Genomic DNA, 21,343 nt, shown 5'->3' with positions numbered 1-21,343 from the left:
AACCGCCCCCCCACACCCCCCCACCCGCGCCCCCCCCCCCCCCCCCCCCACCCCCCCCCCCATTTTCCCCCCCCCCCCCCCCCCCCCCCCGGGGCGGGGGCCAAGGGTGCTGTCGGCGCGCTGCGAGCGACATTCAATTTCGGCCATAAGGGGCGGGTCTATTCGGACCTGCCCCTTTTCGCTGTTGCCTTGGCTTGACCGGCTCTTGCCGTGTTAGCATCGAACCAACGAAACCAGCCCAAGGAAAGCATGAGCCCGTCCCCGCAACTGATTGCCGAATGGCCGCTGTCGCCGTCAGCGACACTCGGGTCCGCCGTGCGCTCCAAGGGGATCGAACGTGAAGTCAGAGCCCGGCTGCCATGGGCAGTCAGGAAGCACGTCAAGGCCGAGACGGGCCGCATCGCATTGCGAATGTCGAGATCCGAAGCGGAAGCGTTCAAGGCCGCCTCTGCCAGTATCTCCAAAACACTGGAGGGAGTGGAAGCGCTGCCTGTGCTTCCACGCGAGGTCGAGGATATCCTTACGATCTCTTCGCGCGAGCGCCACAAATGGCTCAAGGACGGTCGGCTGCAAAGCACCGGCACACGCACCGTCAAGATGCGTGGGCGATCAAAGTCTGTCACCTTCCACGTTTTCGACCCGCGCCACATCGAGGACGTCCTGGACCGCGATCTGGCAACCGTCTGGAGAGAGCAGGATGTCCAGGAGGTCGCCGAGAACAGGCGGCGCGGCGCGGGCAAGGCCGCGCTGACGCGCGCGGGAAAGGGCACCGGGCAGGCTCGCACTGCGAGGAACGCCCGGGACACGGATGGCCCGCCGCCCGGACTGAAGGGCTGGGATGCGTTCGAGGACGAAGGCCTGCTGCGATAATGATGCTGGCGCTTGCCCTTGTCCTTTGTGCGGGGCGAGCCTCAGCCTCAGCGCATCAATCCCGCTGCCCGCAGCGCGTCCTCGATGACCTTGGTAATCCCGCCAGCCGGACCGCCTGGCGGATTGACAGGCTCCGGGGCCGGATCGACACGGACGGCTCGCGGTTTTTCCTTCGGCGAGAAAGGCTGCAATGCAGTGCCTGAAGTGGCCTCGGCTTTCGCCGCGCGTCGTACCTCTGGCTTCGTCAGCCCCCAGAAACGGGCGATGTGGCGCGTCGAGGAAATCCCGACATCCAGCATGAACGGCCCTGCTTTGCCGAGAGCATTGTCGCCGGTCGCCTGCAATGGCGTGCCATGGCCCATGCCGGCAATGCTGTATGCCTCGACCACGTCGCGGCCTTTGCCATCGGACCAGACTTTTCGGCTCTGACCGTCGACCTTTTCCGTGCGTGTCGGCGCTTGAGCGAGGCCGTGCACGCCCTGCCATTGCGCCAGCACCGCGTCGGCATTGGAAGGCACCACTGTCGTATCGGCCGAGCCCTGCCAGACCGAAATCCTCGGCCACGGCCCCTTGTGCGGCGAAGCTTCCCGCAACAGACGCTGCAGGTCGGTTCTGGACGGTCCGCCATGGCCACGCATGCGGTCGAAGGCTTCGGGGATGGTCGAGGCGCTGCCATAGGCAAGCCCGGCAATGATCGCGCCACCGGCAAACACGTCCGGGTAGGTCGCCAGCATCACCGCCGCCATGGCGCCGCCGGCGGAAAGACCGGTGACGAATATCCGATTGCGGTCGAGACCGTGGGTGACCACCGCCGCCTCGATCATCTGGCGGATGGACAGCGCCTCGCCGCTGTCGCGGCTTATATCGCCCGGCACGAACCAGTTGAAGCAAAGATTGGCGTTGTTGGCGCGCTGCTGCTCGGGGAAAAGCACGGCAAAACCCTGCTCGTCGGCGAGCTCGGTCCAGCCGGAGCCATGATCGTACGCGGCGGCAGTCTGGGTACAGCCATGCAGCACCACGACCAGCGCCGCCTGCTTCGGCAGGTTTTCAGGAAGATAAAACCGCGCATGCAAGGCGCCGGGATTGGACCCGAACCCTGTCATCTCGGACAGGTGATCGTCCTTGCTCAGCCCTGCACCGGCTGGCCGGCCGCGCATCGCGCTCAGCCGGGCGATCGTATCGGATATGTCTCGCAAATCGGTATCCTTGCGCGCCGGAATGGGCAGACTCGTGCACACAACGCACACGCAGCAATATCGTTGCTGCACTGCACAATAACAAGCGGAGCGGTCGATTAAATGACCGATGGATCATAGAATCCGCTGCACGGCTTGTGACGGACGAACGCAATTTGGCCCGGCTGGCCTCTGGTCAGTCAGCCGGTCGAGGGCGGCAGGCGCTGGCTCACCAGCGCTGATGCACGTAGGGCTTGATGTTCTCGTCGTAGACCGCCTCCACCTTGGCCATCAACTCGGAGGACAACGGCGCAAGCTCCGCCGCTTCCGCATTGGAAACCGCCTGCGCCGGATTGCGGGCGCCGGGGATGACAACCGTCACCGCGTCGAACATCAGGATCCAGCGCAGCGCGAATTTCGCCATCGTGGTGTCGCCTGACACCAGCGGCCGCACCTTCTCGACCGCCGCTAGCCCGACCTCATAGGGCACGCCCGAAAACGTCTCGCCGACATCGAAGGCTTCGCCATTCCTGTTGAACAGGCGATGGTCGGTGGTCTCGAACTTGGTGTCCGCCTTGAACTTGCCTGACAGCAGGCCGCTGGCCAGCGGCACGCGGGCGATGATGGCGACGTCGTTCTTTTTCGCCTGGTCGAAGAACAGCTCGACCGGGCGCTGGCGGAAGGCGTTGAAGATGATCTGCACGCTGACGACGCCGGGATATTGCATCGCCTTCAGCGCCTCTTCGACACGCTCGACGCTGACGCCGTAATTGCGGATCTTGCCCTGCTCGGTGAGCTTGTCGAGACGCTCGAACACCTCCGGATGATAGTAGAGATCGGTCGGCGGGCAATGCAGCTGCACCAGGTCGAGCGTGTCGGTCTCGAGGTATTTCAGGCTGCGGTCGATCCAGCCGGTGAGGTTCTCGACGCTGTAGCCCTCGACCGTCTGCTTCGGCAGCCGCCGTCCGGCCTTGGTGGCGATGAACGGGCGCGCGCCGCCGCGTTCCTTCATCACCCGTGCGATCAGCTTTTCCGAACGGCCGTCGCCATAGACGTCGGCGGTGTCGAGGAAGCTGACGCCGGCATCAAGCGCGGCATGCAGGGCGGCGACCGCATCGTCTTCATTGACCTCGCCCCAGGCGGCGCCGATCGCCCAGGCGCCGAAGCCGATCTCGCTGACTGATCTGCCCGTACGGCCAAATTTCCGTGACTGCATTTTGCTTCCTGACTTGCGGCTTTGATGACGGTTCTGATTTCGGGAGCCTCATACCGCATGGCAACGCGATTGACATCCCTCTTCCTGGGATTTACCAGATCACAGGGTTGTATGACAACCCGGTAAGACTGCAACGATTTGGAGCCGGGAGGAACATGTCGCTGATGCGCGAACTCTATCTCGGCGGGGTCGCCGGATGAGCAGTCCGTCAACCGTGGTTTGCTCCCTAATCGTGAACAGCCTTGTTGCGCAGATCCTCGAAGCGGGCATAGCTTTTGGTCAGATGGCTGCGCATGGCGCGGCGCGCGGCATTGACGTCCCTGGCTTCGATTGCGCCGAGAATGGCGCGATGCTCGCGCTGCATGCGGTCGAGATATTTTTCCCGCTCGGCCTCCGTCATGCGGTCGAGCCGCGTCCAATGGCGCGGGACCATGGCGCTGCCGAACGTGTCGAACAGCCGGGTGAAATTCGGGTTCTGCGTCGCGGCGAGAATGGCGCGGTGGAAGCCGAAATCCTCTTCCGAGCCGGAGCCGCCGGCACGCACCGCCGCCTCCAGCGCGTCGAGCCGCGCGCTCATCTGTTGAAGCGCCGCCTCGCTGCGCCGTTGGGCAGCGAGGCCGGTCGCCTCCACCTCGATGCCCATGCGCAGTTCGAGCACGCGCAGCACCTCGTCGATCGATTCGAGATCGTCGGGCAGCACGGAAAACGTCTTCGGCGGCGGATCCTTGGCGACGAAGGCGCCGAGCCCCTGGCGCGTGGTAATCAGCCCGCGCGCACGCAGCGCCGCCAGCGCCTCGCGCACCACGGTGCGGCTGACGCCTGTGGCAGCAACAATCTCCTGCTCGGTCGGCAGCCGCTGCCCCGGCGCAAGGTCACCGGATTCGATCTGCGCAATCAGCGTGTTGACCAGACCCGTCCGCAGGTTGGGCGCCTGCGGTATGGCGTCGAAAGTCATGGGCTCCGCCATCGGTGGCACTCCGGTTCGATTCTTGTTCGAAGGCCGAATCTTATTCAAAGAATTGCATCGACGGGTGCCCGCCGCAAGGTGACGAAAGTTCGGCCCGCTGGCACGAGCCATGGGAGGATTGCATGAAAGAACGCATCGGCTTCATCGGCCTGGGCAGCATGGGCGCCGGCATGGCCGACAATCTGTTGCGCAAGGGCTGGCCGCTGACGGTCCATGTCCACCGCAGCCGCACCGCCGCAGACCGGCTGATCGCCGCCGGCGCCACCGAAGCGCCAAGCCCGCGCGAACTCGCCGCCGCCTGCGACATCGTGATCCTGTGCGTCACCGGTTCGCGCGAGGTCGAAGCGCTGATCAAGGGCGCGGACGGGCTTGCTGCGGCCAAGACGCCGCTGCTGATCATCGACTGCTCGACCTCCAACCCGTCATCGACGACAGCGCTTGCCGCCGACCTCGCGGAGCAAGACATAACGCTGATCGACGCGCCGCTGGCGCGCACGCCCAAGGAAGCCACCGAGGGCAAGCTCGACGTCATGGTCGGCGGTGCGGCCGAGATCGTCGCCCGCGCACGGCCGGTGCTGGAAGCCTTCGCTGCGCGTATCGTCCACACCGGCCCGACCGGCAGCGGCCACACCATGAAGCTGCTCAACAATTTCGTCTCGATGGGCTATTCCGCGATCTATTCGGAAGCGCTGAGCCTCGGCGCCAAGGCCGGGCTGACGCCCCAGGTCTTCAACAGCGTCATCTCCGGCAGCCGCATGGATTGCGGCTTCTACCAGGCCTTCTTCGATTTCGTCCTGAACCGCAACGAAAACGCCCAGCGCTTCGCCATCGCCAACGCGCTGAAGGACATGACCTACCTCGCCTCCTTCGCCCAAACCGCCGGCATCGCCAACCCGATCGGCGCCGCGGTGCGGAATGGATTTGCCACAGCCGTCACCACCGGGCACGGCGAGAAGTTCGTGCCGGCGCTGTCGGATATTGTGGCGGGGCTGAATGGGGTGTCGCTGGTGGAGGCGGCGAGGACCTGACGGGTCGGTGACGCGCAGATAGCAGAGAGAACTGTTCTCCGGCAGTGGTGGTTCGTTTGAATCTACCGCCTGTTCTCGATTTCATCCGCCACGGAGTTAATCGCAGCGGCGATGTCACGAAGGAAGGATGCATCGGCTGGAAGCTTGAACCCCTCGCCAGCCGCGTTTCCCGAGCCCGCATACTCCAAACTAGGCTCAGCTCCCCGGATATACTGAGCAAATACGCCAGTTGGGCGCTTCCCATTCACGACATACTCGCAATCGTCCGGCTTGGGCGCGATCCATCCTTGCTTTGTCTTCTTAGGCATCCTTTAGTCCTCTCCTTCTTGTAGTATCCATACTATCGGCTTCGCCTTCGCTTCGATCAGCGTCACGGCGTGCATAAAATTGTAGTGCACGAAATGCAATGCGACCGCGCTGGTGACGTGGAGCTTGGGATGATCGCGAGGCGGCCTAACTCTCTTCCAACGCGCCGATTCCGTTGTTCTCCTCGCACGTAAGGCACAATGCCAGTGTCAATCTTCCGCTTAAATTGGGTTTCGATCATCTTCCATTAGTCCGCAAAGCTCAACGACCACGTTCTTGTTGCTATCTTGGCCATCTTTAATTGGCGGTCGCGTATCTCTTCCATGCTCCATTTTTTATAGTCCGCAACCTCGTTGGTTATGGCGTAGCCTGATTGCTTCAAAACTTCCCGTTTCTCGGCAAATGAAGCGTTCCCAGCCTCACGATTTTGCGTCGCTCTTAAGAGGACCATGTTGCCTAGCATGCGCTGTGCGGCTTGGGCGGTCTCCTCATCTACCATCCATTGATTGTCGGGGTTTAGAGGCAGCACGTGTTCAAGCGTGATCTGGTCAGCCTCTTCGTTCGCCACAAATTCCGGCTGCGGATCCGCCTTTATCGTCTTGTCGATCGCCCGCAGGTAGTATCGGGCCAGATGAGGCCTTGAAACGCGAGCGCTGGCAAATGCCTCTTCAAACTGCGCGTCGGTCGGAACGTAACTCTTCATAGCGTCGCGCAATTCGCGTGCCTTCGTTATCCGTTTGGTGCCAACGTCTTGAGCCCGCAATGAGTACTGCGTGTCCAGCATGCCGCCTCTGCCACCATAGATTAAGAAACGCACTGACCAACTTACGAACAGCCGAAAGGCTTTTTCTGCCTCCGTCGGTTCAAAGTTGCGAGCCACCGCAAACAAAAGCGGCCGAATTTGTTGAACACGCAGGTGGGAAGCGATCGTCTCGACAGACTGACGAGTGCTAGCGCTGTAGTCGGCCCATTTAGCATGCCGTGACGACCACAGGGCCACATAGTCTTGGACGGCCAAGCTAGCGTCGCGCATGAACTGGAGCGTCTTTGTCTCGCCGGTAATTTCATCCTTTATTTGCGCCGCTAACTCTCTGTCTTTGGTGGGCCCGTGCGTTGTAACCCAATAGTGCCGAATGTAGGTGACAAGCCGTTCATTCTCGTCATCACCAAGCGTCTCAATCGCCGTTGTGATGACATTCCACATCATCTGAGCTTCGCCGAGGCGCGCGCCGGATTTACTGAAAAAGTAGTTCTTCAAGATGTCCGCTTGCGAAGCTCGAAGTCCCCGATCATTCAAGGTTTCAAAAATGCGATATGCGCCAATTTCATCCGCCACCCGGACTACAACCACAGCCGCACTGTTCTCTAGAAATTTTACCCAGCGCACGAGTGTGGCTGGCTGGTTCTCGTGTCTGATGGGCTTAAGCAGATCATCTATAAACTCATCCACAACAAAGGAGGCGCGTGCCAGTCGCTTGTTGGAGGGCCGCACAGCTTCCCGATCGCGCGCCTTTCCATCGAAATCAGCATCCATTGGGCCGGACAGAATTCTTTCCTTGAAGTAGTCGTTATCTTCAAGATTCAGCGTGATACGCGACTGCAGCTCTTCCGTCTCCATATCGACATTCCGAAGGAAGTCATTGTCCACGGCTCTCGCGCCCGCTTCTCTCTTTAATTGAGACAACCGGTCTCGAATTCGCGCTAGCAGAATCGTCGTCGTCGCCAAGCGCTGTTGCCCATCTGCAATAGATGGGATGGTCTTCGGCGGTTCGATGAGAACTAAGGTTCCCAAGAAATATTCATCGTCATCGCTGGTAATCGCTTCGTTGATATCTTGGAGTAGATTTTCAACATGACGATCTTCCCACGCGTATGACCGCTGATTTGGCGGCACCGTTAGGCGACCTTCGCGGAGCAGGCTGCCTATGCCCTTATTCTCGAACTGATACTTAGATGTCGCCATCGGGTCGATTCCTTCCTCTCACGAACGGTATGGGCCTCGACGCTTCCTCAAGTTCCCGGATCGCCGCTCTCCGCAACCGCTCACGTGCCCAGGCTGACATGGCCAGCCCGGCTATGCTTGCGGCTTCATCGAAGCCCGCCTTCTCATCTGGCGTGACCCGAAGCTCGATCCTTTCGGTTTTCATGGCGTACTCTCCATTTATCGCTCTAGCAAGCCAATTTGTACGGTGTTTGTACGGACATCTCAAATTGTTTTTATATTTGTACGGCGTTTGTCCGGACATTTTACGGTTGATTTCGCGGTTACGATGATGGTTCGCCTGTCAACCGACCGCCGAGGCCGACCGCTGGCCGCACCCCTCGATCCATGTCAAACCGCAAGATCAGTCGAGCGCGACATATCAGGCGGCGCCTATCTGGTGTCGCCACGCAGGACGAGACGATGAAGACGCCACTTGAAAACTACCATGCCCGGATGCAGCGGGTGCTGGACCACATAGACCGGCACCTGGACGACGATCTGGCCCTGGAAGCGTTGAGCGGCGTCGCGGCGTTCTCGAAATACCATTTCCACCGGCAGTTCACGTCAACCTTCGGGTTGTCCGTGCATCGCTATGTCCAACTCGCCCGCCTGAAGCGCGCTTCGTACCGGCTTGCCGAGAGCGACGCCCAAAGCGTCACGGACATAGCGATGGATGCCGGATACGACGCGCCGGATGCCTTCGCCCGCGCCTTTCGGCAACGGTTCGGACAATCGCCTTCGTCGTTCCGGAAGTCTCCCGACTGGGGGTCGTGGCTCATGGCCTTCGGGCCGCTCGAAAAAGCAAGGACCACGCTCATGCAGATAATCTTCGAACCCGCCGACGTGATGATCCGCGATGTGCCGCCGACGCCGGTGGCGATCATGGAGCATCGCGGCGACCGGGCGACGCTCCAGGACACCATCCAGCGCTTCATCGCCTGGCGCAAGGCGGCCGGCCTCTCGCCCGAGACAAGCCCGACCTTCAACATCTTCCGTTCCGAAAGGGAGCCGGCGAACCCGGCCGATTACAGCATGGATATTTGTGCCGGAACCGACCTGCCGGTAGAAGGCGGGCCGATCGAGGCCGCGCAGATGAAGGCCGGCGTGATCCCCGGCGGACGCTGCGCGGTGCTGCGCTACCCCGGCAACACCAACAATCTTGAGCCGGCAGCACTTTACCTCTATCGCGAATGGCTTCCGGCCAGCGGCGAGGAGGCGCGCGACTTTCCGGTGTATTGCCAGCGACACTTTTCGTCGAACGGACCGGTGCGCGAAGTGGTGCTTGAGCTGTTTCTGCCGTTGAAATAGCGCGGTGGGGTGGCGGCCTATCTCCGGCCCTGAGCTGGTGAGCCGACGACCGAGTGAAATCTGATATGGCGCTCCCCCACTCCGTCTCGGCTTCGCCGAGCCACCTCTACCCCCACATTCGTGGGGGAGAGGAAACCCAAGCTTTTGAAGGGCTGCGATCTCGGAGATTGGCATTTCCTCATCCCCCATGAAATGGGGGGTCCGAAGGACGGGCGAGACCGGTGGCTCGCCCCGGCAAGGTGGCTCGGCGAAGCCGAGACGGAGTGGGGGTCAGCGCCGCCATAGGCGATTGGCCCAGCGCGCGGACAAGGCAAGCTATCCCTAAGCCTGCCCGCGCACAGCCTTCCGCAACCGCGAATGCCGCACCGGAGACGCCACTTCCTGCACCGGCGCACCAGGCTCCGCAGCTTCCCCCTCATGCAACCCCACCCGCAGCGCAGCCCCCGCCAGGTGGTCGCGCATGGCGGCTTGTGCTCCTTCGGCGTCGCCGGCACGGATCGCTCTCAGGATGCGCTCATGTTCGCCGAGCGTGATGCGGGCCATGTCGTCCGACTTTTGCTGGTTGCCGGCGGCGAGAATGCTTTCGCGCACCCGCTCGGACACGAAGACCAGGAATTGGCCCATGTAGGAATTGCGCGTCGCCTCGGCGACGGTGCGGTGGAATTCGAGGTCGCTGCGCAGCCAGGCGACGCTGCCATAGGGCGCGGCGCGCATGCCGGACAGCGCATCGCCCATGGCTTTGAGATCGGCGTCGCTGCGCCGTTTTGCGGCAAGGGCCGCCGCCTGCACTTCGAGGATGCCACGCAGTTCGAACAGATTGCGAAACGAGTCGGCGCGCTGCAGCGTCTCATGGTCGATGGTCAGCACCGTCGGGTTGTTGCTCTCGACGACGAAGGCGCCGCGCCCCTGCTGCGACCAGATGCGGCCTTCCGAGCGCAGCCGCGCGATCGCCTCGCGCACCACGTTGCGGCTGACCCCGAAAGTGGTTGCCAGCGCCGCCTCGGTCGGCAGCTGGTCACCCGGCTTCAGCCGGCCTTGCGCGATCTCGCGCGAGATGGAACTGGCCACCAGAGTGGAGAGGTGTGGGCCGCGATTGACCTTGTCGAGTTTCAGCGTCATCGCTCACCTATAGTCGACGGCGGGTGCGGACGCCAGAATGCGGCCGTTGCTGAGAATGTGGCGCGGGTCGAATGCGTCCTTGATGCCGGCGGCGAGGTCGAGCGTCACCGGATCGATGCGTTCGAGGAACGCCTTCTGCTTGACCCGGCCGATGCCGTGCTCGGCGCTGATCGAGCCGCCATAGCGATCGACGACGGTGAAGATCTCGGCTTCCGCCTGCTCGAACAGATGTTCGATCGCCTCGGTGCCCATGCCTTCCGGCGGCACGACGTTGAGGTGGATGTTGCCGTCGCCGACATGGCCATAGGTGACGGCCAGGGCGTCGGGCCGGGCTTTCTCCAAGGCGGCCAGCGCATCGGTGACGAAATCGGCAAGCCTGGAGATCGGCACCGACACATCGGTGCGCAGGTAGCGCCCGCCCCTGCCCTGCCGCTCGACCATGATCTCGCGGTAGAGCCACAACCGCTCACCTTGAGCCCTGGTCGAAGCGATGACGCCGTCCTCGACGATGTCCTCGACGCTGCCGAGAAACCCCAGCAGCATATTGGAGAGGTCGATCAGCCCGCCCGACGACACCTCGATCAGCACATAGACGGGATAGGGCTGGCTGAGCGGATCGGGAAAATCCTGGCCTTCGCGCATGGTGATCTCGATGCCGCCGCGCAGGATCAGTTCGAAGGCGGTGAGCAAATCGCTGCAATCGCGCCGCGCCCTTGCATAGAGTGCCATCGCGTCCTCGACGGAGCGCAGGCCAACCAGCGCGGTTTCGATCTGCGTCGGCTTGGGGAATAGTTTCAGCGCCGCCGCGGTGACGATGCCTAGCGTGCCCTCCGAGCCGATGAAGATCTGCTTCAGATCATAGCCGCGGTTGTCCTTGCGCAGCACTTTCAGCCCGTTCCAGATGCGGCCGTCGGCCAGCACCACTTCGAGGCCAAGCACCAGGTCGCGCGTCATGCCGTAGCGCAGCACGTTGAAGCCGCCGGCATTGGTGGCGACATTGCCGCCGATGCGGCAGCTGCCTTGCGCGCCGAAGGTGATCGGCAGCAGGCAGTCGCTCGCTTCGGCCGCGCGCTTGGCGTCCTCGAGGATGCAGCCGGCCTCGACCACCATGGCAAAGTCGATCGGGCTGATCGAACGGATACGGTTCATGCGCTCCAGCGAGATGACGATCTCGCCGCCATCCGCCGCCACTGCGGCGCCGACGAGGCCGCTCAACCCGCCTTGCGGCACCACCGGGATGCGCTCGGCATGGCAGAACCGCATCAGCGCCGACATTTCATCCACCGAGGAGGGCCGCGCCACCGCCAGCGGCCGGCCGAAATGGTCGCCCGACCAGTCGCGGCTGTAGCGCTCCAGATCCACTTCCTCGGTCAGCAGCCCGCCATTCGGCAGCAGGCCGGCCAGGGCTGCGATCTGCGATGCGGAGGTTGGCGGCACGGCATTCATGGATTGGCTCTGGGCCCCTCGGCAAAACGACTGGACAAATACCGACGTTGTCGTGTTATCATACAACCCTGATTGAGAACATCAAGCGAGGCCATCTTGCCGCCAAGCGTGCGATGTGGATGATCAGACCCGCAAATCACAGAATTCGGAGGACTTCCAAAATGAGCGACGCCCCGGGCTTTCGCTATATGCACACCATGATCAGGGTGCTCGACCTCGACAAGTCGATCGCCTTTTACACCGAGGTGCTCGGCATGACCCTGCTGCGCCGCGACGACTACCCCGGCGGCAAGTTCACCAACGCCTTTGTCGGCTACGGTCCCGAGGACAAGGAAGCCGTCGTCGAGCTGACGCTGAACTGGGGCCGCGAGGAACCCTATGAGATCGGCACCGGCTTCGGCCATCTGGCGCTCGGCGTCAACGATATCTACGCCGTCTGCGCCGAACTGGAAAAGCGCGGCGCCAAGATCCCGCGCAAGCCCGGCCCGATGCAGCACGGCACCACCCACATCGCTTTCGTCGAAGACCCCGACGGCTACAAGATCGAGCTGATCGGCCTCGACACGATGTGATCCGATCGGGCCGGACCGCATCGGCCTCGCGCCGATGCGGTCCCGTCCTGTCCGCGCTTGCCCGGGAGGCGGGATCACTTGATGACCGCGATCTTGCTGCGGTCGATGGTGATGGCGACGGCGGCAATGAGCACCGCGCCGAACACCATGTTTTCCAGGAAAATATTGACGCCGACGAAGGTCATGCCGATGCGCACGATCGAGATGATCAGCGCGCCGACCGCCGTGCGGGCAACGCCGCCGAGCCCGCCGGTGATCGCCGTGCCGCCGACGATGACGGCGGCGATGGCCGGCAGCAGCAGCTGGTTGGCCAGCACCGGCGAACCGCTCGACAGCCTGGCTGCCAGCACGATGCCGGCGATGGCCGCGAGCATACCCGACGCGGCAAAGGCGATGATCTTGGTGCGGTCGACATTGATGCCCGCGGCCCACGCCGCCGGCTCGCCGGCGCCGACCGCGATCGCCTGGCGGCCGAAGCGTGTGTAGCGCAGCGCCAGAAAGGCGGCGATGCCGATGACCGCCGAAATCAGCACCACCACCGGAATGCCGATGATGGTGGCGTTGATCCACGCCGTGTTTTCGCGACCAGCCTCCTCGATGGTGATGGCGCGGCCATTGGAGACCCAGAGCGCCAGGCCGGTGACCACGCCGCCGGTGGCGAGTGTCGCGACGAAGGACGGCACGCGCAGCTTGACATGGACGACACCGCTCAACACGCCGAAGGCGAGCCCCGACAGGATCGCCACCGGAAAGGCGGCGAGGCCGAGCGACGGCAGCAATTGCGCCAGGATGACGCTGGCTAGTGACGCCACCGCCTGGATCGACAAATCGATGCCGCCGAGCAGAATGGCGAAGGTGACGCCGGTCGCCAGGATGAACAGCACGGAGGTGTTGGCAAACAAAAGCGCCACGGTTTCGCCGGTGAGGAAGCCGGGCGCGGCGATCTCGATGATCAGCAGCAGGCCGACCAGCAGGATCAGCGGAATGGCGCCTTGCGTCCACTTGCCCTCGAAAACCTGCCTGATGGAGAACGCCTCATTCATCGGTTCACACCATTGCCCTGAGAAGATCGACCTGGTTCGGCTTGTTGCCCGGACTGGCATCGAAGCGCGCGGTGATTGCACCGTCGCGCATCACCAGCACCTGGTGCGACAGACCGATCGTTTCCTCCAGCGTGTCGGAAATCAAAAGGATCGCCACGCCTTGCGCCGAGAGATCGCGCACCAATTCGTAGACCTCCTCCTTGGCGCCGACATCGAGGCCGCGTGTGGGATGGTCGAGCACCAGGATGCGCGAGCCCGCCGTCATCCAGCGCGCCAGCACCACCTTCTGCTGGTTGCCGCCGCTGAGCTTGCGGCAGGCGGCATCGGGACCGGGCGCCTTGATGCGCAGCCGCTTGATCCAGTCGGCGGCAAGCCGGCGCTCCTTGCCATAGTCGATGGCGCCATGGCGCATGACGCTGGAGAGATCGGCCAGCGAAATGTTCTCCGCGATCGACAGGAACATCACCAGCCCTTCGAGCCGGCGCTCGCGCGGGACATAGCCGATGCCCTTGCGCACTGCCGGCTCCGGCGAGGAGAAGCGCACGGCATCGCCGGCGATTTTCATCTCGCCGGCATCATGCTGGACGAAGCCGCCAACGGTGCGCGTCACCTCCTCGCGGCCGGAGCCGACGACGCCGGCAATGCCGACGATCTCGCCCGCCCGGATCGAGAGATCGACGCCGTGATAGAAACCGTTGGCGCCAAGGCCCTTGGCCTCGACCATCACGGTGTCGCGCGGCGCCAGCTGGCGGGCCTCGCGGTAATATTCGGCCTGCAGGCCGCGCCCGACCATGATCTCGTGCAGCTCCGGCGCGGTGACTTCGGCTGCACGGTGCTCGGCGACGACGGCGCCGTCCTTCATCGTGTAGACACGGTCGGAGATGTTGAGCACCTCGTCGAGGCGGTGCGAGACGAACACAAAACTGGCGCGGGATTTAAGCGAGCGCACCCGCGCGAACAGCACCTCGATATCAGCGGCGTTGAGCACCGAGGTCGGCTCGTCGAGCAGGATGAGCAACTGCCGCTCGACCACTTCCTCCAGGGTCAGCGCCTTGGCGAGCTCGACCATCTGGCGTGCGGCGAAGGTGAGTTCGGAGGTGCGCGCGGTGACGTCGATGTCGATGCCGATCTTGGCCAGTTGCCGACGCGCCGCCGCGTTCATGGCGCGCCAGTTGACCAGGCCGAAACGGGTGAAGCGGTCCTCTTCGCCGAGATAGATGTTTTCGGCGACCGTCAGGTTGAGCACCAGCGACTGTTCCTGGAACACCATGCCGATGCCGTGCCTGGCCGCATCACGGGCGTTGCGCATGCGCAGCTGTTCGCCGTCCAGCGTGAGCGAGCCGCCATCCGGCCGGTAGCCGCCGGCCAGCACCCGCATCAGCGTCGACTTGCCGGCGCCGTTCTCGCCGATCAGCCCGACCACCTCGTTGGGCCGCACTTGGATGGAGACGTCGTGCAAGGCCTGAACGCCGGGGAAATTCTTGATGATGTTGGACGCCTGCAGCATGGCGCTCACTTCACGATTTTCAGGCGGACGCGATCGAGCGACAGCGCCACCGCGGCGATGATCATCAGCCCCTGCACCGTCTGCTGGATATAGGGCGATATGCCGAGCAGGATCATGCCATTGGCAAGCACGGTGACGATCAAAACGCCGATCAGCGTGTTGACGACGCCGCCCTCGCCGCCGGTCAAAGCGGTGCCGCCGACGACCACTGCGGTGACCGCTGCAAACAGCCTGCCGTCGCCGATCACGGCGTGCGACTGGCCGAGCTGTGCCGCGGCAAGCACGCCGGCAATGCCGAAGAAGAACCCGGCCAGCGCAAAAGCGGTGATGCGCACGCGCACCACATTGACGCCGGAGAGCTTGGCGACATCCTCATCGCCGCCGATCGCCAATATGTGGCGGCCGAGCTTGGTGTGATACTGGATGACGGTGGCGAGCAGGAAGGCGCCGAACGCAACCCAGACCGCCACCGGCAGGCCGAGGAAACGGTGCAAGGCCAGGTCGCGGATCGAGGCGTCGTTCAGCTTGATGGCCGTGCCGCCCAGCATATAGACCGACAGGCCGAGGCCGATGAACCACATGCCGAGCGTGCCCATGAAGGACGGGATGCGCAGCATGGTCTGGACGAGACCGCTGACGAAGCCCACGGCGGTGGCGGCGGCGATGGCAGCGAGCACCGCCCACCAGCCATAGTCGTTGCCGTTGCCGTCATTGGCGGCGAGCAGAACAAGCACCATCGCCGCGACCGAAAGCGTGCCTTCGACTGCAAGGTCGATGCTGCCCATCAGGATGATGAAGGTCAGCCCCATCGCCAAGGTCAGCGGCACGGCGGCGGAATTCGCAAGCCGCACCAGATTGCGCAGCTCGATGAAATTGGGATTGGCAATGGCGATGAGTACGCAGAGTACAATCAGCACCGCCAGCGGCGCCAGGCTGCGCCAGCGCCTGCCGCCCAGGAATGTCGCGATGCGGCCGGGGAACGGTGTCATGGGCGTCGTCGTCCGCTCGATGTCCGAAACGGACTTCAGGGGTTCTGTATGGATTGTCAAGAAACCGCTTCCCGTCTGCTGGTGACAGCCGTCGCGACAAGGGGATCGCGACGGCTGCGGGAGGAAGCGGGCCGCCAGGGAGTTGCAGCCCACTCCGATGGATCAGGTGCGGATTGCTCCGGTGACCCGGCCCCACAGATCGTTCCAGTCGATCTCGGGCTTCGCATCGACATTGGTCTTGTAATATTCCTCGACATTGTCGTGCGAGATCAGCACCGCCTTGCCGTAGAACTCGCGGTGCTCCGGGGGCTCCTTGGTCGGGTCGAACTTGCCGATCTTGGCGTTGTAGCCGATGGCTAGGCCCATGCCGCCCTGCCAGAACGGATCCGAAGTGACCGTGCAGGCGAACTCGCCGGTGCGCACCGCATCGACCGCCGTCTTGATGCCGTCGACGCCGACGATCGGCACCTTGCCGGCGAGATTTTCGGCACGCAGCGCTTCCAGAGCGCCCGAGCCCATATCGTCATTGGCCGCCCAGATGCCCTTGATGTCGTCGCCGAAGCGGGTGAGCAGATTGCCCATCAGGTCGAAGGCTTCGGTCGACTTCCAGTTGGCGACCTGGAAGTCGAGCAGCTTGATGTCCGGGTTGGCAGCAAGAGCTGCGTCGAGGCCCTTCTTGCGCTCGATCGCCGCCGTGGTCGAGATCAGGCCGCCGAGCGCTACGATGCCGCCCTTGCCGCCAATGGTCTTGAACAGGATCTCGGCGATGGTCTTGCCGCTGTCGATGCCGTCGAACTCGATATGCGAGACATAGTTCGGGTTGAAATCCTTCGGGTGCAGATCCCCAGGCTTGTTCCACTGCGTCACCACATAGGCGCCGGCCTTGGCGCAGGCCTCGACGATCGGGCGCGCATCGGGCGTGTCGTTGGGATCGGAATTCAGCACCATGTTGCCGCCGGTCTTGGCCAGCATCGCCTTGATGTCGGCAATGCCCTTCTCGCTGTTGCCTTCCGAAACCAGCGTGACGTGTTCCAGCCCGGCCCATTTGGCATACGCTTCGGCGCCGGTCTTCCACACCGCGTGATAGGGGTTGGACAGCGAGCGGATCGACGTCACCAGCGTCGGCTTGTCCTGCGCGCGCAGCACGCTCGGCATGGCGAGTGCCGCCACGCCGGCGGTGGCGCCCATCATCAGCGTGCGCCGGTTGACCGCAAAATTCTTCGTGTCGTTCATACCTCGAAACCTCCCGATTGAATTCTGTTCCGCCCGGCATCTTGCGCAGGGAGCGCGGCCGGGACCTCCTGGTGAGGATCGTCAAGCTCCTCCACTTGTACGACAACCCTTCAACACGATAACCATACCCTTTCTCTTGACGTGGCACAAGCGACTTGAGATCGTCGCGCGCAAGAGGAAGGGGCGGTGATTTTCATCGCCCGCCGGAGCATGATCCCTAGAAGTGGGAACCGGTTTTCTCGGACAAATCGGGAAACCGTTTTGTCCGGAGATCATGCTCCAACAAAGAGAACCCGGGAGTGGAAATGACGGATTACATCATTGTCGGCGGCGGTTCGGCTGGCTGCATTCTGGCCGCCCGGCTGAGCGAGGACCCGGACGTGTCCGTCGTGCTGCTCGAGGCCGGTCCGCCCGACACCGACCGCTACATCCATTTGCCGGTCGGCTTCTTCAAGATGACGTCGGGGCCGCTGATCTGGGGTTATGACACCGCGCCCGGCAAGGAGATCGACGGCCGCACCATGGTCTATCCGCAGGCGCGTGTGCTCGGCGGCGGCTCCTCGATCAACGCCCAGGTGTTCACCCGTGGTTGCCCGCAGGACTACGATGGCTGGGCGACCGACGATGGCTGTGCCGGCTGGAGCTATGCCGACGTGCTGCCCTACTTCGTCCGCTCCGAGGGCAACGACACTTTTGCCGATGCGCAGCACGGCACTGACGGCCCGCTCGGCGTCTCCAGCGGCGCGCCGCATCCGCTGACCCGCATCTTCGTCAAGGCCGCGCAGCAGGCGGGCCTTCCTTTCCGCGCCGACTTCAACGCCGGTGAGCAGGCGGGCGCCGGCTTCTACCAGACGACGACGCGTCGGGGGAAACGCTCGAGCACGGCGGTCGCCTATCTGAAGCCGGCGCTCGGCCGCAAGAATCTGACGCTACGCACCGACGCCTCGGTCAGCCGCATCGTGGTCGAGAACGGCCGCGCCATCGGTGTAGAGATCATCGTCAATGGCCGCACCGAACTGCTCCGCGCCGAGCGCGAAGTCATCGTCGCCGCCGGCGCCATCGGCTCGCCGAAATTGCTGATGCTGTCCGGCATCGGCCCGGCCGTGCATCTCGGCCAGCACGGCATCAAGGTGGTCCACGATTCCAAAAACGTCGGCCAGAATCTGCACGATCACATGGACGTCGATGTCGTCGCCGAGCTCAACGGACCGCACGGCATCGACCGTTACAAGAAGAAGCGCTGGCAAGCGGTCGCCGGTCTTGAATATGCGCTGTTCGGCAAGGGGCCGGTGGCCTCCAACATTGTAGAGGCCGGCGGCTTCTGGTGGGGCGACCGCGCGGAGAAGACGCCGGACATCCAGTTCCATTTCCTGCCCGGCGCCGGCGTTGAGGAAGGCATCGGCTCGGTTCCCGGCGGCAATGGCTGCACGCTGAACTCCTACCATGTGCGCCCGCGTTCGCGCGGCAGCGTCACGCTCAAGTCCGCGGACCTGCGCGATGCGCCCATCATCGACCCCAACCCGTTCGCCGAGCGCTATGATCTCGAACGCGCCATCGACGGCATCGAGATCAGCCGCGAAATCCTGTCGCAGCCAGCCTTCGCCAGATACATCAGCCGCGAGCATCTGCCCGGCAAGGCGATGCAGGGGCGCTCAGCACTCGAAGCCTTCGCCCGAGAACATGGCCGCAGCGCCTATCACCCAGTCGGCACCTGCCGGATGGGCGGCGATGCCGACAGCGTCGTCGATCCCGAGCTGCGCGTGCGCGGTCTGCAAGGCCTGCGTGTCTGCGACAGCTCGGTCATGCCAAGCATCGTGTCCTCCAACACCAACGCCGCCGTGGTCATGATTGCGGAGAAGGCTGCGGATCTGATTGCGGGGCGAACGCTGCCGGTGGCGTAAGCAGGACAATCGCATGTGGTGGCGCCACGCGATTGCCCTGCCTTGAGCACCTGTCGCTGAGCGCATAGCACTCGAACCGCACTAAAAACGACAGCCTCCCGCAGCGCCTTCAACCGACGCTTGCGCAATCCACCAACCGACCGGAAACCCCCGGTTGCGGGCTCGTTGCCGACGCCTGCGCGGGGATGTGAAAGCGCTTTTGCGCCAGTTCCGCGATCACACCATATGAACCGATCCAAGCTCTGCTAGCTTGTGGGCGTGGGACTTGTCCCGCTTTGGCCGGTGCTTCAGGCAACCCCATCCCAACCCCCCGCCCCCTGCGGTACCGGCCATCCCCTCCCCCTTTTGGCGGGCTTCTCGACCTGCCATCCTCAGCCGTCCCTGCCAACTTCGAGGTCGACGAAGAGGCTTGATGCGTTGCATGCAAATCCAAACCATCGGGCAGCGTATCGAGGAATTTCACATCGGCTGTCTGGACGACCTCCTGAAAGGCGACCAGATCCGGGTCGAGCCGCCTCAGCTCCCGGTTGATGGCCGCCAGGCGCTCCGGTTCGCCTTCCGTGTTGCAGACATTGAGAGTAACGACGCGTAAGCGCATCAACGAACCACCGCCGCGATGCGTTCCAACGTGGTGCGCGAAACGGCTCGGCCATCGGCGCGGTTCGGCTTGCCAAATTCCGCCATGCCGCCCATACACGGCTTGAACAACCGCCCCGAGGGTCCGCGCCCATTTTGCCAAAGGATACTCTCCGATGTCTGTGACGCCGTCCCCCTGGTCAAAGCCGTGACGGCCTCCCTCGCAAGCCTGGGCTGGACGGATTTCTTCGGCGACCAGCTTGAAGCCGATGAGGCAGACCTCGTCCCGACGCGGATCGCCTCGGTGCACCGCGACCGCTTGGCCGGCCTGTCCCGGGCAGGGCCAGTGGATCTGACGCTGCCGGCCAATGCCAACACCGGCGAATACGCCGTCGGCGACTGGGTGCTGGTCGAACCCCATACGCATCTGCTGTGCCGCCGCCTGACCCGCAAGACGGTGCTGGAGCGCCGCACGCAGGGCGGCAGGATCCCGCAGCTGGCCGCGGCCAATGTCGACACGCTGTTCATCGTGACGTCCTGCAATGCCGATTTCAACATCGCCCGGCTCGAGCGCTATCTCGCGCTGGCCAACGAGGCCGGAACGACGCCGGTGATCCTGCTGACCAAGGCCGACACGGCTGATGATGCCGAGGCTTACCAAAGCCAGGCCGCCGCCCTGCAGCGTGGACTGGCCGTGGTGATGCTGAACCCGCGCGTCGCCGATGCCGCAGCGGCGCTTGCTCCCTGGTGTGGCGCAGGGCAGACGGTGGCGCTGGTCGGCTCCTCCGGGGTCGGCAAATCGACGCTGGTCAACACGCTGGCCGGATCGGCGCAGCAATCGCCGCAACAGACGGCGGGCATTCGCGAGCACGATGCCAAGGGTCGCCACACTACCACAGCCAGATCGCTGCACGCCATTGCCGGCGGCGGCTGGGTGATCGACACGCCGGGCATGCGCACGCTGCATGTCAGCGACGTCGCATCCGGCATCGACACGCTGTTTGCCGAAATCACCGAGCTCGCACCGCTGTGCAAGTTCCGCGACTGCACCCATGTCCACGAACCGGGCTGCGCGGTGCAGGCTGCGTTGAAGGCGGGTACGCTCGACCCTGAGCGCCTTGCCCGCTGGCGCAAGCTGTCGGAGGAAAACCAGGGCAACACGCCGGTTCAGAGCGGCCCGCGCGGCAACAAATCTCCTGCCGCGCGCCCGAAGCGGCGTTGAACATCCGGAAAATTCCAGCGAGAGAAATTGGAGGCCTGGCCATGTGCCGGGCCTCCGTGCTTTCACTCTCCCCGCATCGTCGCCTGGAATGTCGGCAGGTGCTTCTGCTGCGCCTCCAGCATGCGCTCGCGGTAGACGCCGTAGATGACGTCGGTGTCGTGCAGCGTCACGCCGGCAATGGTCGGCGAGGCGAAGACCGGCAGTTCGATGCCGCGCTTGGCGAGCTGCTCGGCCGTGCGCGCGATCAGCTCATGCGCCAGGATCATGGCAAGCACCGTCGATGAGCCCGACACCGGCCGGCTCCAGCCCTCGACCGGCACGATGGCGTCCTCGATCGGCGAACAGGTGTCGATGACGAGGTCGGCGGCATCCGCCAGCCGCTTGCCGGAGGAGTGCGTCGCCGGCTTGTCCAGATTGTTCTTGCTGGTGACCGCGACGACGAAGATGCCGCGCTTCCTGGCGTAGAGCGCGGTGTCGATGCCCGACGAGTTGCGGCCGCTATGGCCGAAGATGATGATGGAATCGCCCTTGTTGAGCGGCTGGTGGTCGAGGAATTTTTCGGCGTATCTTTCCGTACGCTCCAGCCACAAAAGCTCGCGCACGCCGCCGGCGCCGAGCACATTGTGCCACATCACGCGCGGGTCGGTCAGCGGGTTGAAGCCGACATAGCTGCCATAGCGCGGAAACACTTCCTGCACCGGCAGCACCGAATGGCCGGAGCCATAGAGATGCACCAGCCCGCCGCCCTCGAGGGAGTCGGCAAAGCGGCTGGCGGCCTGGCCAAAGGCCTCTTCATTGGCTTTCGCAGCCTGGTCGATGAGGGCGGCGAGACGGTGGATGTAGAGATCGGACACGTGGGTACTCCTGTTTGCTGTGTCGGT

At 63.7% G+C, this 21,343-nt stretch carries 19 protein-coding genes; 7 read left to right on the top strand and 12 right to left on the bottom strand.

Features of this window, described 5'->3' with window-relative positions; translation table 11 throughout:
* The first annotated feature begins 249 nt into the window (after nucleotides 1-249).
* Nucleotides 250-870, top strand: coding sequence for a hypothetical protein (locus tag NKJ76_RS29425; RefSeq protein ID WP_031195548.1), 621 nt, complete (start codon nucleotides 250-252; stop codon nucleotides 868-870).
* Between the two features lie 47 nt (nucleotides 871-917).
* Here the strand turns inward: NKJ76_RS29425 and NKJ76_RS29420 are convergent, their stop codons facing one another.
* From NKJ76_RS29420 to NKJ76_RS29410, 3 genes are all read right to left on the bottom strand, one after another.
* The gene (locus NKJ76_RS29420; protein ID WP_352539002.1) at nucleotides 918-2,066 is read right to left on the bottom strand and encodes an extracellular catalytic domain type 1 short-chain-length polyhydroxyalkanoate depolymerase; all 1,149 of its coding nucleotides are present in this window, start codon (nucleotides 2,064-2,066) and stop codon (nucleotides 918-920) included.
* 208 nt (nucleotides 2,067-2,274) lie between these two features.
* Nucleotides 2,275-3,261: an aldo/keto reductase gene (locus NKJ76_RS29415; protein ID WP_352539001.1), complete on the bottom strand. Its 987-nt coding sequence runs from the start codon at nucleotides 3,259-3,261 to the stop codon at nucleotides 2,275-2,277.
* A 226-nt stretch (nucleotides 3,262-3,487) separates the two neighbouring features.
* Entirely contained in the window at nucleotides 3,488-4,228 is a 741-nt protein-coding gene (locus tag NKJ76_RS29410) for a FadR/GntR family transcriptional regulator (RefSeq protein WP_352460743.1), read from the bottom strand.
* A 2-nt stretch (nucleotides 4,229-4,230) separates the two neighbouring features.
* Here NKJ76_RS29410 and NKJ76_RS29405 point away from each other — a divergent pair, with 2 nt between their 5' ends.
* Entirely contained in the window at nucleotides 4,231-5,256 is a 1,026-nt protein-coding gene (locus NKJ76_RS29405; protein ID WP_352539000.1) for an NAD(P)-dependent oxidoreductase, read from the top strand.
* Nucleotides 5,257-5,809: 553 nt separating this feature from the next.
* On the opposite strand, the gene NKJ76_RS29400 is transcribed toward NKJ76_RS29405, so the two are convergent.
* Together NKJ76_RS29400 and NKJ76_RS29395 are read right to left on the bottom strand one after the other, a co-directional pair.
* Nucleotides 5,810-7,525 (bottom strand): DUF262 domain-containing protein, encoded by a 1,716-nt coding sequence (locus NKJ76_RS29400; protein ID WP_352538999.1) that lies wholly within the window; start codon nucleotides 7,523-7,525, stop codon nucleotides 5,810-5,812.
* Nucleotides 7,512-7,709, bottom strand: coding sequence for a plasmid mobilization protein (locus NKJ76_RS29395; RefSeq protein ID WP_352538998.1), 198 nt, complete (start codon nucleotides 7,707-7,709; stop codon nucleotides 7,512-7,514). The genes NKJ76_RS29400 and NKJ76_RS29395 overlap by 14 nt, the downstream gene beginning before the upstream one ends.
* 257 nt (nucleotides 7,710-7,966) lie before the next feature.
* Between NKJ76_RS29395 and NKJ76_RS29390 the strand changes: the two genes are divergently transcribed.
* Nucleotides 7,967-8,854, top strand: a complete 888-nt coding sequence (locus tag NKJ76_RS29390) for an AraC family transcriptional regulator (protein WP_352539004.1) — start codon at nucleotides 7,967-7,969, stop codon at nucleotides 8,852-8,854.
* Nucleotides 8,855-9,175: 321 nt separating this feature from the next.
* Here NKJ76_RS29390 and NKJ76_RS29385 read toward each other — a convergent pair whose 3' ends face one another.
* Entirely contained in the window at nucleotides 9,176-9,973 is a 798-nt protein-coding gene (locus tag NKJ76_RS29385) for a FadR/GntR family transcriptional regulator (RefSeq protein WP_352538997.1), read from the bottom strand.
* Nucleotides 9,974-9,976: 3 nt separating this feature from the next.
* Complete coding sequence (locus tag NKJ76_RS29380) at nucleotides 9,977-11,419, bottom strand: FAD-binding oxidoreductase (protein ID WP_352538996.1); 1,443 nt, start codon at nucleotides 11,417-11,419, stop codon at nucleotides 9,977-9,979.
* A gap of 161 nt (nucleotides 11,420-11,580) precedes the next feature.
* Here NKJ76_RS29380 and gloA point away from each other — a divergent pair, with 161 nt between their 5' ends.
* Nucleotides 11,581-11,991, top strand: a complete 411-nt coding sequence (gene gloA, locus NKJ76_RS29375) for a lactoylglutathione lyase (RefSeq protein WP_019856614.1) — start codon at nucleotides 11,581-11,583, stop codon at nucleotides 11,989-11,991.
* 74 nt (nucleotides 11,992-12,065) lie between these two features.
* Here gloA and NKJ76_RS29370 read toward each other — a convergent pair whose 3' ends face one another.
* The 4 genes from NKJ76_RS29370 to NKJ76_RS29355 form a co-directional block, all read right to left on the bottom strand.
* On the bottom strand, nucleotides 12,066-13,034 hold the full coding sequence (locus NKJ76_RS29370; RefSeq protein ID WP_352538995.1) for an ABC transporter permease: 969 nt from the start codon (nucleotides 13,032-13,034) through the stop codon (nucleotides 12,066-12,068).
* A 4-nt stretch (nucleotides 13,035-13,038) separates the two neighbouring features.
* Nucleotides 13,039-14,541, bottom strand: a complete 1,503-nt coding sequence (locus NKJ76_RS29365; RefSeq protein WP_352539003.1) for a sugar ABC transporter ATP-binding protein — start codon at nucleotides 14,539-14,541, stop codon at nucleotides 13,039-13,041.
* Between the two features lie 5 nt (nucleotides 14,542-14,546).
* Nucleotides 14,547-15,590 (bottom strand): ABC transporter permease, encoded by a 1,044-nt coding sequence (locus tag NKJ76_RS29360; protein WP_352538994.1) that lies wholly within the window; start codon nucleotides 15,588-15,590, stop codon nucleotides 14,547-14,549.
* Nucleotides 15,591-15,692: 102 nt separating this feature from the next.
* On the bottom strand, nucleotides 15,693-16,763 hold the full coding sequence (locus NKJ76_RS29355) for a sugar ABC transporter substrate-binding protein (RefSeq protein WP_023683136.1): 1,071 nt from the start codon (nucleotides 16,761-16,763) through the stop codon (nucleotides 15,693-15,695).
* A gap of 305 nt (nucleotides 16,764-17,068) precedes the next feature.
* Between NKJ76_RS29355 and NKJ76_RS29350 the strand changes: the two genes are divergently transcribed.
* The 3 genes from NKJ76_RS29350 (at nucleotide 17,069) to rsgA (ending at nucleotide 20,462) form a co-directional block, all read left to right on the top strand.
* Nucleotides 17,069-18,664: a GMC family oxidoreductase gene (locus tag NKJ76_RS29350; protein WP_023814669.1), complete on the top strand. Its 1,596-nt coding sequence runs from the start codon at nucleotides 17,069-17,071 to the stop codon at nucleotides 18,662-18,664.
* 421 nt (nucleotides 18,665-19,085) lie between these two features.
* Nucleotides 19,086-19,256 (top strand): hypothetical protein, encoded by a 171-nt coding sequence (locus NKJ76_RS29345; RefSeq protein WP_023750106.1) that lies wholly within the window; start codon nucleotides 19,086-19,088, stop codon nucleotides 19,254-19,256.
* Between the two features lie 192 nt (nucleotides 19,257-19,448).
* On the top strand, nucleotides 19,449-20,462 hold the full coding sequence (gene rsgA, locus NKJ76_RS29340) for a ribosome small subunit-dependent GTPase A (protein WP_352538993.1): 1,014 nt from the start codon (nucleotides 19,449-19,451) through the stop codon (nucleotides 20,460-20,462).
* Nucleotides 20,463-20,524: 62 nt separating this feature from the next.
* On the opposite strand, the gene NKJ76_RS29335 is transcribed toward rsgA, so the two are convergent.
* The gene (locus NKJ76_RS29335; RefSeq protein WP_023686509.1) at nucleotides 20,525-21,316 is read right to left on the bottom strand and encodes a sugar isomerase domain-containing protein; all 792 of its coding nucleotides are present in this window, start codon (nucleotides 21,314-21,316) and stop codon (nucleotides 20,525-20,527) included.
* Nucleotides 21,317-21,343: the final 27 nt, after the last annotated feature.

This window comes from Mesorhizobium sp. M0029, from assembly GCF_040323735.1.
Taxonomy (GTDB): Bacteria; Pseudomonadota; Alphaproteobacteria; order Rhizobiales; family Rhizobiaceae; genus Mesorhizobium.
The sequence above is the reverse complement of the archived record's forward strand: the minus strand, read 5'-3'. Positions and strand labels throughout refer to the sequence as shown.